The following is a 14049-nucleotide window of genomic DNA, read 5'->3' as shown; positions in this document are numbered from 1 at the left end:
ATGGAGCAATTAAAACCAAAACATATTGTGTGCTTTGCCCTGCCAGCCTGGGAAGCAGATTATTTACGGTCGACAGTTGAATTAATGAAAGGCCTGTCGGATGACAACCTGGTGCTTTATGTTGATTATGCCTATACCATATCCGATTTAATAAAAGGAATACTTGGTAAAAAGAATTTTGAATGGAAGCGGCTGCTTGGCATAACAAAGCGTTTGAGAAGGATAAGCGGTGATGATGGAACCGGGCTTTGTGTATTATCACTACCGCCGGTGTTGCCTGCTTTTATTATCAAATCATACCCATTATTTAAAATAGTAAACAGGATTAATGCTGCAATAACAGGCTATTATATTAACAAAGCCATTAAAAAGCTACAGATGCACAATATTATAGGCTTTAATTCCTTTCAGCCCTTTTTAGGTAATTACTGGACTATAAATAACCTGCAATTTACCGTTTACTACATTTATGATGATTTTTCTAATGTTCCCTGGTTTAAGGGATTTGCTACAATTGAAGAAGAAAAATTTATCTCAAAAACCAACCTGGTAATTGTAAGCTCGGACGAGCTTAAAAAGAGAAAGCAAAAGATCAATAAACCGGTAGAAGTAGTTAATAACGGCGTTCATTTTAATGCGTTCTTCAGCAACATGAAAAGCCGCAAACTCAACGAGGGCTATATAAAAACAGTTGGCTACACCGGAACAATGGATAATAGGATTGACTTGGATTTATTAGAAACGGTTGTTAAGCAATTGCCCAGGATACGCTTCCTTTTTATCGGAAAGGTGCGCGAAAAAAGCATTTCTGACCGGCTTTTAAAATATATGAATGTATGCTTTGAGCCACCAGTGCTGGCCGATCAGATTCCATTGCTGCAAAGGCAAATTGACGTAGGTATTATCCCATACGTTTGCAATGAATTAACCGCTGCCATATACCCCTTAAAAGTAAATGAATATTTGGCAATGGGCCTGCCCGTTGTAGTTACCCCTTTTGCATCATTAGGCGAGGCAGATGAGGTTGTCTATGTAGCTAAAACCTCTCAGTTATTTATAGCCGATATTGAAATGGCACTGGCAGAAACAGATGATTGTGTAAAACAACAGCGGTTAGGCGTTGCGAGAAAAGCCGATTGGAAAGAGAGATCAACACAATTGATGGCGATTATAGAGCAATACCATACTAATACATTAATTCCTGATTCCATTTTAATTAAAAGCAGCTTATCATCATGATAAAGAAAATTTTATACAGTAATACCTCCTGGTCGTTATTTTCAAACGGAACCACGGCGCTGCTTGGCTTTGTTAATCTGGGCTTTATTGCCCATCAGTATTCGCGTGATGATGCAGGTAAATGGTTTATGCTGCTTACTGTTTACACATTATTAGAAATGCTGCGAAGCGGATGGGTACAAACCCCCTTTGTTAGATATTTTGCAGTTTCCATCAACCACGAAGAAAAGAACAGGTTAATAGGGGCATCATGGCAGCTCTTACTGGGTTTTACCATTATAATAGCCCTATTGGCTTTACCATTTATGTACTTTTTTAAGTTAGATAACGGTGCCTTTTTACTGGCAAAAAGGTTCACCATTTTTTGGCTCTTTAGCGCCTTACCTTACCAACTATTACAATGGCAATTACAGGCCAGTCAGCTTTTTAAAAAATTAGCGGTGGTGAAAATATTTTTTGCTGCCGGCTTTACTATCCTGCTGCTTTTTCAGGTAAAACTGAGATTTTCAATTGAAACGGTAGTATTACTTTATGGCTGCTTGCAATTTGGTATTGGTATGGTTGGATCCATATTCGGATGGCTCCGATTTGGGACATGGAAAACGAATCTGCAGATTGAGCGAAGAAGATTATCGGCCTTTGGCAGGTATAGCATGTTTACCATGGTAACATCAAGCCTTTTGCGTAGCAGCGACCAGTTTATCATAGCGCTCTGGCTTGGGCCAGCAGCGGTAGCCGTTTATTCTGTTCCGCAAAAGTTAATTGAAGCTATAGAGATTCCTGTACGGTCCTTTGCATCGGTAACCATGCCCAAAGCTGCTTCACTGTTTCAGCAACAAAAGTCAGAAGAGTTAAAGCTGTTATTTTACAAGCAATGCGGGTTTTTAACTGCGTTAATTTTCCCTATGCTGGTTGTATTTTTAATTTTCCCCTCACACATTGTAAACCTGTTAGGTGGTGGTAAGTACCATGAGTCGGCATTGCTATTACAGATCTTCTGTTTTTATGCAGCCCTGATACCTATTGACAGATTTTGCGGCGTTTTATTGGATGCAGGCAATCGCCCACAAAAAAACACTATGAAGGTTTTAATCATGCTGGCTACAAATGTATCGCTTGATGTTTTTGCGTTGTGGATGGGGGCAGGCATATATGGCGTGGCTGCAGGCTCAACCATAACGTTTTTACTGGGTGTAATTGTAGGCTGGGTGCAACTAAAAGATGTTCTTGACACTTTTGCCATAAAGTTGTTCTGGAAACATGGTGTTTTAGCATCAGTTAACTTATTAAGAAAAATCCCTGCTGCATAATGATGAGTTTACAAAAAATATATAGTTTATGGTTTGTACAGGCAATATTTATATCTGTAGTTGCAATTGCTTTAGGCTATATTATAACTGAAACAGACCTTGCCGGAGCCGCCGGATTCATAGCTATCCCTTTTGTATTAATATACATTGTTTTGCTCTTCAGAAATCCGCGAATTGGTCTATACACGGTATTGAACCTCGGCTTTTTTGTGAACGGGATGATCCGTTATTCAACAGCGCCGTTTGGTTTGTCGCTGGATGTTTTTTTACTGCTATCCTTAATCGCAGCGTTAAGTAAAGCTACCCGCAGGGATTATAAATACTTGAAAAATCCTTTTGTGTATGGAATAGCCATTTGGACAGCCTTTACCATATTTGAAATTATAAACCCTCAATCACGAAGTTTCGCCGCCTGGTTTTACTCGGTTAGGGGTACCTCTTTATACATGATCCAGCTGATTATCTTAACCATTTTATTGTTAAATGATCCTAAAGAGATTAAAATTTTTATCAGGATATGGATAGCATGGTCGCTGTTTGCGTGTTTATGGGGAATGAAACAACAGCTTTTGGGTGTTAACCATGCCGAACAAATGTGGCTGGATGCCGGTGCTTACAAAACGCACATACTGTTTGGCAGGCTTAGGGTATTTTCTTTTTATTCAGATGCCGGGCAATTTGGGGCAGCCATGGGGCACATTGCGCTGGTTTGTTTAATACTCTCCTTTGGGCCTGTTAAGCTAAAGCAAAAGTTAATATACTGGGCCTTAGCCGGATTTTTCTTTTGGGGAATGTCCATATCCGGTACACGGGGCGCCCTGTTTGTGCCGCTTTCTGGGATAATGGTATATCTGTTTTTAACGCGCAACTTTAAAATTCTGTCAGTAGGTGTAATCATTGTTGCGCTGCTCTTCTGTGGGCTAAAGTTTACCAAAATAGGAGCCGCCAATTACCAGATACAGCGGATGCGGAGTGCGATGGACCCTAACGATCCATCGTTACAGGTAAGGTTAAATAATCAAAAAACACTAAAGGCCTACCTTGCTTCAAGGCCAATTGGTGGTGGCATCGGCTCTGCCGGTTCATGGGGACAACGGTTTAGCCCCGGCACCCTGTTAGCTGATACCCCTACGGACAGCTGGTATGTACGTATTTGGGCAGAAACTGGGATTGTTGGCCTTTGGGTGCACCTGGGAGTAATATTCACCTTCATTATTTCGGGTACTGTTATGATTTTTAAAATGAAGAACGATAAAATGCTGCGGCAAATGGCCATGGCGCTATTTGCGGGTTTTGTTGGTATAGCTTTTGCCAGTTACGGCAACCAGGTTTTGGGGCAGGCACCCACCGGCGTGGTTGTTTTTATGAGCATTACTTTTGTTTGGCTTGCTTACCGCTGGGACAAACGAATTTTAAGACCGATGCCAATTTTAACCGAAAATTCTGCTGTACTATGAACAATTACATTAATCCATTGGTATCCATCATTTCGGTAAATTATAATACCGATGCCATTACCGTTGAAATGTTGCGGTCATTGCAGCGCATTACTTATCCAAATGTTGAGGTAATTGTAATTGATAATGCTTCGGCCATTGATGCCCGTTATTTGGCTACTGATTTTCCGGCTATTACATTTATACAGAATGAAAAAAATGAAGGCTTTGCCGGTGGAAATAACCGGGGGATTGTCATAGCAAAGGGAGAAATTATTCTTTTATTAAATAATGATACCGAGGTTCAACCTTCATTTCTTGAACCAATAGTTAGACTTTTTAATACCTGCGAAGATATAGGTATTATTAGTCCTAAGATACTTTACTATCAATCCAAAAATACCATTCAATATGCTGGTGGAACACCTATAAATTCATTTACGGCCCGTGGCAAATTTATCGGAACCGGTGAAGCGGACAAAGGTCAATATGACGTTGCCCACCAAACACACCTGGCACATGGCGCGGCCATGGCTATAAAGAAAGACGTATTTGAAAAGATAGGGATGCTCCCCGAAGACTACTTTCTTTATTATGAAGAACTGGATTTTAGTGAGCATGCACAGCGCGCCGGCTTCAAAATATGGTATCAGCCGGCATCGGTAGTATACCATAAAGAATCAATGAGTGTAGGGAAAATGAACCCGCTTAAAATATACTATCAAAGTCGTAACCGATTATTGTTTATAAGGCGAAATACCTTCGGAATAAAAGGAATAATCAGCAGGCTTTTCTTTATTGCTATTTCAACACCTGTTGCATTATTAAAATATGCCATGCAGGGTAAATGGGATTTTGCTGGTAAAATATGGCAGGGCCTGGTGTGGAACGCAAATTATAAACGTACTTAAATCTTCAAAATTATGAATTACTTAAATGCCCTGATCTTTTTCCCTGCTTTATTGGTGTACGTTTTTCTTGCGTTCCAGGCTATTTACCTTTTTGTGTTTTCGTTGGCTGGTCGTATTATTTCTTTATCTGCGGCACCCCAAAGTAACCACATAGGTTCCTTTGTAATATACATCCCATCCTATAAAGAGGATGCCGTGATTATAGACACAGCACTCGCAGCACTGGCAATAAATTATCCCGAAAACAAAAAACACGTGGTGGTTATTGCCGATTCATTAAAGCCGGAAACATTGGTGACATTACGCTCGCTTCCTGTCCAGGTGGTGGAAGTTACTTTCGATAAAAGCACTAAGGCAAAAGCTTTAAATGTGGCCCTTAAGCAAACCATACTCAGCTATGATTATGCCCTGGTGCTTGATGCCGATAATGTTTGCGCAAAAGACTTTTTATTACGAATGAATGAGGCACTGCAAAGCGGCTACCGGGTAGTGCAGGGGCAAAGGGTAGCAAAAAACACCGATACTAATTATGCACTACTGGATGCCATAAGCGAAGGGATTAATAATCATATATTTCGAAAAGGACATCGTGCTTTAGGATTATCATGTGCTATTATAGGCTCTGGTATGGCACTGGAATTTGATTTGTTTAAAGCCATAATGCCCGAAATTACTGCGGTAGGTGGCTTTGATAAAGAGATGGAACTGCGCCTGTTAAAACAACGCATTCGTTTTGGTTATGCCGAAAACGCCATTGTTTACGATGAGAAAATCAACCAGTTATCAACCTTACAGAATCAACGTAGGCGTTGGTTGTCAGCACAACTTAATTACATGAAAAAATATGTAGGAGAGGGCTTTGTACAACTATTTAAGGGCAACTTTGATTTTTTTGATAAGGTAATACAAACACTGTTATTGCCACGTTTGATATTGCTGGGCATAACGCCGGTAATGTTTATGTTATCGTTACTTCCCGGGCATTCATTGCCCCCTGTTTATTGGCTTTTACTGTGGATAGTTACTTATACGGCTATAATTCTTGCCGTTCCGCCTCAATATTTTGACAGAAGGTTATTTAAAGCTATAGTTAGTTTGCCAGCTGCTTTTTTTACAATGTTTAAGCTATTATTCAAACTTAAAAACGCTAACCGCACTTTTATCCACACGCCACATGGCGAAGCTAAATAAGACTTTGTTTTTATGATGTTTTTGGTGGGACGTGATTTACTCTTATCTCAGCATTAATACTTACCTGGGTGCTGATAGCTTTGTAATTTAATCATCTTTTAACCAGACCATAACACTACCCCCCCCCTGTGTTTTTCAGGGCAATAAAAAAGGCCGGGCTAGGCCCGACCTCCACATTGAATATAACCCCTGCACTTATTATTTTTTATAGATCATTGATTCGTTACGGTTGCCTGGGTTATTTAAGTACCAATCCTTGTGCAAAGTACCGCCGGATTGTGCCCATTGCAAAAAGTAATTGTATGATTTACCTATTGAAATACCTTCGGCTGAATAATCAAAAGGTCCTGCGAAGTTTAACGCCCAGGGCCATGATTTTTTACTCAAATAGTAAGTACCCATAACTGGGTTAGTATTATCCTGTAGTGTTCCAAATAGTTTTTTATCGGCCAGATCAGTAGGTAGTGTGTTGGCCAGATGCACCTCGTATCCCCGGCGCTGATTGCTGATAAGGAAAGGGTTAAATGGTGCATTACCTAAAGTTGATGCTGATATTGGGGTTGTAAAGCTCATATAAACATGTACGGTATCACCGGTAATATAAGGTGCACCATTTTGAGTGTTTATATAATAGCCACCAGGACGTTTAATAATAGCCTTGTAGCTATCAAATGGTATAATAACTGCGTTGCTTTGTGAAGCTTCGGTACCATTAGCGTTTTGTGTTATGTAGCCACCTACTAATTTTTGACCGCTTACTGTTTTTACCATATCTGGGCTGAATGGGAATTGTACCCCAAAACCACTTACATACGAAGCGCCTGATGCTTCGACCATATAGTCTGCATATATTTCAACAGCCAGGTTCTGTGCATTGGTAATGGTTTTATAACGATAGCCAACAACCAGGTCATTCATATCATAATCGCCGGTTGCAGGCCACAGGTCTTCAAACAATACGGTGCCAAAAGTGCTTGGTGATGGATAATAACTTATATAGGCCCTTGTTGGGTCATTCGGAAATTGGTCAAATGTATCGCTTACGCCATCTCCGTCAGAATCTACAGGCTTGTCAATAGGTTCAATATTAATGGTGGATATTGCTGTTACCGGGTTGGAAGTAGCGTAAAATACCACATCATTAAAATCGTTGTCGCAGCTTGGTGATTCCCTGTTTTGATCCTCAAAACCAACAAGAAATAAGTCCGGAGATGTTGAATATAATAGTACGGTGTGTTTTTTCAGATCGGGATTGGTTTCAGGGTTGCAGGCTGTTGTTGAATAAAATTTAGTTGTATTGCTATTTACCGTTTGTGTGTTGCCATTCCATCCATTTGAAAGCAATACGAACCCAATTGATGTACCTGCATTAAAACTACCCAGTTTAACTTTACTACCCGATTTAAGGTTTCCGCCTGAGCCTGGTAAAGAAGCATTGGGGAAAATGTAATTTACCGTGCTAATATCTGCCGGACTTTGTGGCGGATTATTGGTTGGGTAGGTATAATAACCAAGCGAGTTTAAATAGCTGGCACCCTCACTTACAAAAGTTATCCAAACATCGGCAGTTTGAGTAATGATAATATCGGAAGTGGCCGACGGTTGTAAATATTGTGGATGAAGCTTTCTTACGTCCAGTGTTTCGGGCAATGATGTATTTAAAAATGATAGCAACTGGGCAGTAACCACATCGGGTGGAGATATAAGATATTCCGGAACACCGGAGTTATCATATTGCCCCATATAATTATATACTGTATTGTTAATTATATATGCCATATTTTTAGTTAAACTTAATGATCGCATAGCCATTGCCGTATGCTCAGCATAGTTGGTTGCAGTAATATTGCCGGTGTAGCCGGCAGCTCCTCCAATTTGGGCTGTTATGGCATTGTTACTAATCACCGCCTTTGCATTGCGCATTAGGCCAATGTATTTAGCATCGATTATCAGTGTATCAATATAAGCCGGAACATTCACCTGGGCCTGTAATACCCCTTGAGAATTGGTTATGGCAGTAAAAATAGGAGAGCTAACGGTAGGATCGCCCTGGTAAATATTTACAGGTATTCCGGCAATGGGATCATTATTGTTTGCCGCAAAGCTGATATTAAGACTTACCGTTTTTGTGGTGCTGAAATCAAAACCCATAGGCGCTATAACACTATCAATTGGTGCAGTAGCTGTTTGGGCTTTGCCTGGCATATTATCAGTCTTTTTACATGACAACATTACTACACATAACCCCATAATTAAAATAGTAACTTTTTGTTTCATGCCTCTTTAAGTTTATTGAACAATTCAATGTAAGTGCCACTTGTTAATTAGTTGATAATAAATAAGTTGAATGTTGAAATGTTCTATTTTTTGGAATATTTCCAGTTTAAGTATAAAGAAGCAAGCAATTTGCGCCAATAATATTTAAATGAGAGCCGATAATTACCAGTCATATAAATAGCAAGAACAATGTTCCGGTTCGATTGCTATTAAAATATGCTGATTTTCAAAAATTTAATCGTATTATTGATTGCATTCTATTTTCCTTTCCTGTCGGATTTTTTTTCCGAATATTTAAACGATTCTTTAATACCTTGCTATGCATCCTAAACCTCCCCATTATATCATTGCTATTGGCGCTTCTGCTGGGGGGATGGAAGAGATCAATTCTTTCTTTGATCATACACCACTGGATGGAGTTTCCTATATCATTATTCAACATTTATCATCCGATTTTAAAAGCCGTATGGTGGAGCTGCTTGCACGGCATAGCAAACTGGCCGTGGTGGAAGCAACAGAAGGTTTGACCATCGCCTCCAATGTGGTGTACCTGATACCACATAATAAGTATATGACTGTATTGGGCGGCCGGCTTTTTTTAACTGCTAAAGATCAGGAGAAAACGCCTCACTTAACCATCAATCATTTCTTACTATCATTGGCGGCAGATTTTGGAGAAAAAACAATTGCAATTATCTTATCGGGTTTAGGATCTGATGGCACTGAAGGGATTAAGGCAATTAAAAAAGTCGGGGGCATGGTTATAGCCCGTAACCCGGAAAACTCTGACTTTAGTAGTATGCCTTCTCATGCTATTGCAACAGGATTGGTAGATTTTGTACTGGAACCTGAGCTTATGCCTAATGCTATTGAAGATTATGTTCAATATGGTATCAGCTTAGTGTCGGATAATAAGGATGACGAGAAAAACCTGGGAGCAATCCTTAACCTCATAAAGGATAAGCTGCCGCTGGATTTTTCAGAATATAAACAAACTACCATTTTGAGAAGGACCTTAAGACGTGCTGCTCAGAATAACTTCTCTTCTTTAGGTAAATATTTACTTTTTTTAAAAGAAACCCCATCTGAAATTGAGGCCTTAGCCAAAGATTTTCTGATCAGTGTTACCGCTTTTTTTAGGGATGCACCAGCCTTCGATTTTATTGAAACTAATGTGTTCCCGAAAATATTAAAAAGACTGGCACCTGGCGAAGAGTTGAAAATATGGGTGGCCGGTTGTGCTACAGGTGAGGAAGTATATTCCATAGCTATTATAATAGCCGAATTGTTAACCGGTGATTATAAAGATACCGTAGTAAAAATATTTGCCACTGATATTGATACCGCAGCATTGGCACATGCCGGTAAAGGATTATATCCGGCTGGTATTACCAAAAATATATCAGCCCACAGGTTGGAAAGTTTTTTTTTAAAAGAGGGCGAAAGTTACCGGGTAAAACCTTTGATAAGAAAGATGGTGATTTTTGCACATCATGATCTGGTGAAGAATCCGCCCTATTGTAATATGCAGTTTATCAGTTGCCGTAACCTGCTTATTTATATGACGCCCGTTTTGCAAAAGAAAATATTTGCCATGTTACTTTTTGGGCTTAAAATGGATGGTTATTTGTTTTTAGGTTCGAGCGAAAATCCGATGCCTATCATTCAGAATCTTGAAGTAGTTAATAAAAAATGGAAGATTTATCGTAACCTCGAAGCTAAACGTGTAGTCAGTTTTGATGCATTTTCATTCCCTGATCAATTGGAGGTCAAGCGGAATCCATCTGGTTTTACGTCAGATAACAATATTGTTTTGCCTGTTAATCCGACACTGGCTGAAGCTATGCACGAAAGCCTTGCACAGGAAATGGACTATTTGACTATTTGCATTGACGAAAACAACCAGGTGATTAAATCATATGGCGACACAGCTAAATATTTACTCCCCAAGCATTTCAATTCTAACTTAACTGCACTATTACCTAAACCACTTGATATGGCTTTTAATACTTTAAGTAAAAAAGCTTTAAAGACAAATGAAAGGGTAAGTACCAGCGGCATCAAAATTAAATATGATGGGAAAGTAATTAAGGTAAAACTGTCCGTCAATCCCCTTTCACTTAAACCAGGGGGCCCAAGGTGGTTAATAGTTACCTTTAAAAAAGATAATTTTATAGGCACCGCCGAGGCTGGTGACCTTATTTTCGACGAAAAAATTAACCTGGATCAGTACACCCTGAACCTTGAAGAAGAAGTAAAGGACCTCAAAGTAAGCCTGCACTCTTCACGTGAGCAATTGAATGCCTCTAACGAAAACATGCAGTCGTTTAATGAAGAATTGCTTTCTGCAAACGAGGAAATGCAGAGTACTAATGAAGAAATGCAATCAGTAAATGAGGAGCTGGACACCATCAATTCAGACTATCAATCAAAAAATAAAGAATTGCTGGAACTGAATGATGACCTCAATAATTATTTCAGAAGCAATATAAACGGGCAGTTCATCAACAATAGCCTCTTGCTAATGAAATTTTCACCTGGAACAGTTAATCAGATCAATTTACTGGAAAGTGATATAGGGCGGCCGCTGAGTAATATTTCTACTAATATTAAACTGGAAACAATAATTGAGGATGTAAAGCAAGTGCTGACTGACGGAAGTATCATTACCAAGGAGATTGAGACCAATAACGGTAAATGGTACCAGGTTATGACTATGCCTTACGTGCAACAGTCGGATAATAAAAATAACGGGGCGGTTATTACTTTTAACGATGTAACTGCTTTGAAAAGAGCCCAGCTTGAACTTGATCAGAAAAATATTAGTCTGTTGCGCATCAATGCAGATCTGGATAATTTTATTCATGCTGCATCACATGATCTTCTGGCACCGTTAAGTAATATTGAGACCAGTATCAATATCATGAATAAAATAGCATTAAGTGATGCCAAACTGCACGATTTTTTATTGATTATCAATGAGTCTGTTAAAAAGTTTCGTGAGCTGATTACCGATATTGCCACCATAGCCAAGGTAGAAGGCGAGATGTCGACGCAAGATACGGTTGACCTTGACGAAATTATTAATAACATTGAATGGAGCCTGGAAGATAAGATAAAAGAATCCGGAGCCATCATTAAACGGAATCTTGAAATCACGGAGATCATGTTTTCAAAGAAAAACTTACGAAGCATCGTTTATAATTTGATTTCGAACGCCATTAAGTTTAAGCGGGACGAAAGCCCTGTTATTCATATCACCACAGTTAAAAATGGGGATTATCTTGTTTTAACCGTAGAGGATAATGGTAAGGGTATTAGAAAAGGCGGAATTGAAAAAATATTTGAAATGTATGGCCGGTTGAGCCATGATGTTGAAGGACAGGGTATTGGTTTATATTTGGCAAAAAAGATAGTAAACGCAGCTGGTGGCAGTATCACCGTAGAAAGTGAACTCGGTATTGGCACAACTTTTATAATAAATTTAAAAATGGTAGCCCAGGAGTCAAGCATTACACCCATTTTTAATTAAAACGATGAAAAAAATACTTGTGCTTGACGATGATAAAGATCATCTCCGAATAGTTTCTTTTATTTTAACTGATTTTGGTTATGAGGTACGGACATTACTCCATGGCGAAACCATCTTTGAAGAGATAGCGGACTTTAAGCCCGATCTTATTTTAATGGATGTGATGCTTGCCGGAATGGATGGCCGCGTAATCTGCCGGAGTATTAAGGAAAATCCGCTACTCAATTATTTACCCGTCATCCTGATTTCAATAACACATGATCTGGCCGAATCAATGCATTTACAGGGAGCGCCAAATGATTATATTTCTAAGCCCCTTGATATTGATCGATTGCTTAGCAGTGTTAAAAAGCAATTGGAAGTATAGGTTTACAAAAGTGTTAATTCAATTAATATGAGACTAATGAATAGTCTCTTTCTCGGCTTGCTTTCAGCTAAAATATAATCGCGCCCGTCCAGGGTGCCGCCCGGATGCACAGCAGTTTAAGCGTTGTGCCAGATTGACGTCAATTATTTAACCTTATCATAAATAAATTATCAAAAGTGCTACTTTTATGGGCAACTGAAAACCAGCATGAACACAATTATTAAAAACAGGGTAACCTCTATCGATTTTCTGCGCGGCACCATTATGATCATTATGGCGCTTGATCATGTGAGAGATTATTTATTCGCGGGCTCATTTTATTACGATCCGCTGGATTTGACCAAAACAAGCGGCATTTTATTTTTTACCCGGTGGATAACACATTTTTGCGCACCCATATTTATGTTTCTGGCCGGCACTTCGGCGTACTTTATAGGGCAGCGGAAAACTAAAAAAGAACTCTCCGTGTTCCTGATAAAAAGAGGACTGTGGCTCATCTTTCTGGAAATGATAGTGGTGAATTTCGGTTGGAATTTCAATATCACTTTCCCCATGTTTTTCTTTATTACTATATGGGCGCTGGGTGTTAGTATGATTCTGCTTGCCGCATTTATCCATCTGCCTGTAAAATCAATTCTTGTTATCTGTCTTGTAATAGTGGCGGCCCATAATTTGTTAGATGGTGTTCATGTGGCAGGGAACTCACTGTTAGCGTTTGATTGGGCGCTGGTGCACAGTCAACGGTTTTTTACCTGGCATAAGGAGATTTTTTTAGTGGGGTATCCTATTGTACCGCTGATGGCCATTATGCCCTTGGGCTATTGCATGGGCACCTGGTATACATCAAGCTACGATGTTAAAAAAAGGCAGCGAAATTTATTAAGCGTAGGCGCTTTTGCTATTGTTTTATTTGTTGTGCTACGTTACAGCAACCTGTACGGCGATCCGGTTAAATGGACCGTTCAAAAAAATGCATTCTTTACCTTCCTGTCGTTTCTTAACGTAAACAAGTATCCGCCATCGTTATTATACGTTTTAATTACATTGGGTGCTGCATGTTTATTCCTTGCATTTACCGAAAAGCTAAAGGGGGCAGTTGTAAACGTTATTTCCGTATATGGCAGGGTGCCTATGTTTTATTATCTTATCCATATCTACATTATTCACCTTATCGCCTTAACCGCATCGGCCTTAACACCCGGGCAGGACTGGACAATATGGATACTGCAAAAGCCTATCTGGTTCACTAAAGATTTGAAGGGTTATGGATTTTCGTTACCGGTGGCTTACCTGGTTTGGATAGCAATAGTGATTGCCTTATACCCTTTATGTAAGCGTTACGATGCCTACAAGCAGGCTAACAAGGACAAATGGTGGCTGAGCTATTTGTAAAATTTGGCTTGATGCAAACACATGGATAATGATGACAACATTTGCCAAATAATAATCCGCCCGTCCAGACGAAACGTGGCTGTTGCACAACGAAGCGTTTAGGAATTACAATTCCAGTCTGACGATTTATGTTAACCTTAGATTCATTAAAGTGAGAAAACAAATCGTGGCGATAACAGACTTAATAACGCATCCCAAAAGCATTTTCCGCCGTATTTTATTAGTTTCTTGAGATTATATGCGATCCCAGCCATTATCATACATTTATTGGCCAGTTTTATCCCAATGGTGTTGACTTTCCGCATGCCCAGGTATTCAATAAGGTTTCCAATGATGGGTTCCACGGTGCTTTTTCTTATAATCATCATCTGTTTGCCATATGCTTCATTCATCC

The 14049-nt window shown here is 39.5% G+C and carries 10 protein-coding genes; 8 read left to right on the top strand and 2 right to left on the bottom strand.

Annotated features, from left to right (window positions below):
* The 5 genes from JN11_RS20970 to JN11_RS20950 are packed head-to-tail and all read left to right on the top strand — an operon-like array spanning position 1 to position 6087.
* The gene (locus tag JN11_RS20970) at positions 1–1239 is read left to right on the top strand and encodes a glycosyltransferase (RefSeq protein ID WP_144915838.1); all 1239 of its coding nucleotides are present in this window, start codon (positions 1–3) and stop codon (positions 1237–1239) included.
* A complete protein-coding gene (locus JN11_RS20965; RefSeq protein WP_144915836.1) occupies positions 1236–2549 on the top strand; it encodes an oligosaccharide flippase family protein in 1314 nt (437 codons plus the stop codon). Before JN11_RS20970 ends, JN11_RS20965 begins: the two co-directional genes overlap by 4 nt.
* Positions 2549–4006, top strand: coding sequence for an O-antigen ligase domain-containing protein (locus JN11_RS20960; RefSeq protein WP_144915833.1), 1458 nt, complete (start codon positions 2549–2551; stop codon positions 4004–4006). Before JN11_RS20965 ends, JN11_RS20960 begins: the two co-directional genes overlap by 1 nt.
* On the top strand, positions 4003–4896 hold the full coding sequence (locus JN11_RS20955; protein WP_144915832.1) for a glycosyltransferase family 2 protein: 894 nt from the start codon (positions 4003–4005) through the stop codon (positions 4894–4896). The genes JN11_RS20960 and JN11_RS20955 overlap by 4 nt, the downstream gene beginning before the upstream one ends.
* Positions 4897–4908: 12 nt before the next feature.
* Positions 4909–6087, top strand: a complete 1179-nt coding sequence (locus tag JN11_RS20950) for a glycosyltransferase (RefSeq protein WP_144915829.1) — start codon at positions 4909–4911, stop codon at positions 6085–6087.
* 198 nt (positions 6088–6285) lie between these two features.
* Here the strand turns inward: JN11_RS20950 and JN11_RS20945 are convergent, their stop codons facing one another.
* Complete coding sequence (locus JN11_RS20945) at positions 6286–8364, bottom strand: LruC domain-containing protein (RefSeq protein ID WP_144915828.1); 2079 nt, start codon at positions 8362–8364, stop codon at positions 6286–6288.
* Between the two features lie 319 nt (positions 8365–8683).
* Here JN11_RS20945 and JN11_RS20940 point away from each other — a divergent pair, with 319 nt between their 5' ends.
* From JN11_RS20940 to JN11_RS20930, 3 genes are all read left to right on the top strand, one after another.
* Entirely contained in the window at positions 8684–11896 is a 3213-nt protein-coding gene (locus tag JN11_RS20940) for a chemotaxis protein CheB (RefSeq protein ID WP_144915825.1), read from the top strand.
* A gap of 4 nt (positions 11897–11900) precedes the next feature.
* Positions 11901–12263, top strand: a complete 363-nt coding sequence (locus JN11_RS20935) for a response regulator (RefSeq protein WP_144915823.1) — start codon at positions 11901–11903, stop codon at positions 12261–12263.
* A 207-nt stretch (positions 12264–12470) separates the two neighbouring features.
* Positions 12471–13655, top strand: a complete 1185-nt coding sequence (locus tag JN11_RS20930) for a DUF1624 domain-containing protein (RefSeq protein ID WP_144915820.1) — start codon at positions 12471–12473, stop codon at positions 13653–13655.
* Positions 13656–13801: 146 nt separating this feature from the next.
* On the opposite strand, the gene JN11_RS20925 is transcribed toward JN11_RS20930, so the two are convergent.
* The coding region (locus JN11_RS20925) for a transposase (protein ID WP_144915227.1) at positions 13802–14049 on the bottom strand (248 nt) is incomplete at its 5' end.

This window comes from Mucilaginibacter frigoritolerans (assembly GCF_007830615.1).
Taxonomy (GTDB): domain Bacteria; phylum Bacteroidota; class Bacteroidia; order Sphingobacteriales; family Sphingobacteriaceae; genus Mucilaginibacter; species Mucilaginibacter frigoritolerans.
This window is presented reverse-complemented; position numbering and strand designations above follow the sequence as displayed.

Bases quoted from the DNA above. Each gene is read 5' to 3' on its own strand.
- JN11_RS20935 (WP_144915823.1), top strand. From the start codon at position 11,901: ATGAAAAAAATACTTGTGCTTGACGATGATAAAGATCATCTCCGAATA.
- JN11_RS20965 (WP_144915836.1), top strand. From the start codon at position 1,236: ATGATAAAGAAAATTTTATACAGTAATACCTCCTGGTCGTTATTTTCA.
- JN11_RS20960 (WP_144915833.1), top strand. From the start codon at position 2,549: ATGATGAGTTTACAAAAAATATATAGTTTATGGTTTGTACAGGCAATA.
- JN11_RS20930 (WP_144915820.1), top strand. From the start codon at position 12,471: ATGAACACAATTATTAAAAACAGGGTAACCTCTATCGATTTTCTGCGC.
- JN11_RS20970 (WP_144915838.1), top strand. From the start codon at position 1: ATGGAGCAATTAAAACCAAAACATATTGTGTGCTTTGCCCTGCCAGCC.
- JN11_RS20955 (WP_144915832.1), top strand. From the start codon at position 4,003: ATGAACAATTACATTAATCCATTGGTATCCATCATTTCGGTAAATTAT.
- JN11_RS20940 (WP_144915825.1), top strand. From the start codon at position 8,684: ATGCATCCTAAACCTCCCCATTATATCATTGCTATTGGCGCTTCTGCT.
- JN11_RS20950 (WP_144915829.1), top strand. From the start codon at position 4,909: ATGAATTACTTAAATGCCCTGATCTTTTTCCCTGCTTTATTGGTGTAC.
- JN11_RS20945 (WP_144915828.1), bottom strand. From the start codon at position 8,364: ATGAAACAAAAAGTTACTATTTTAATTATGGGGTTATGTGTAGTAATG.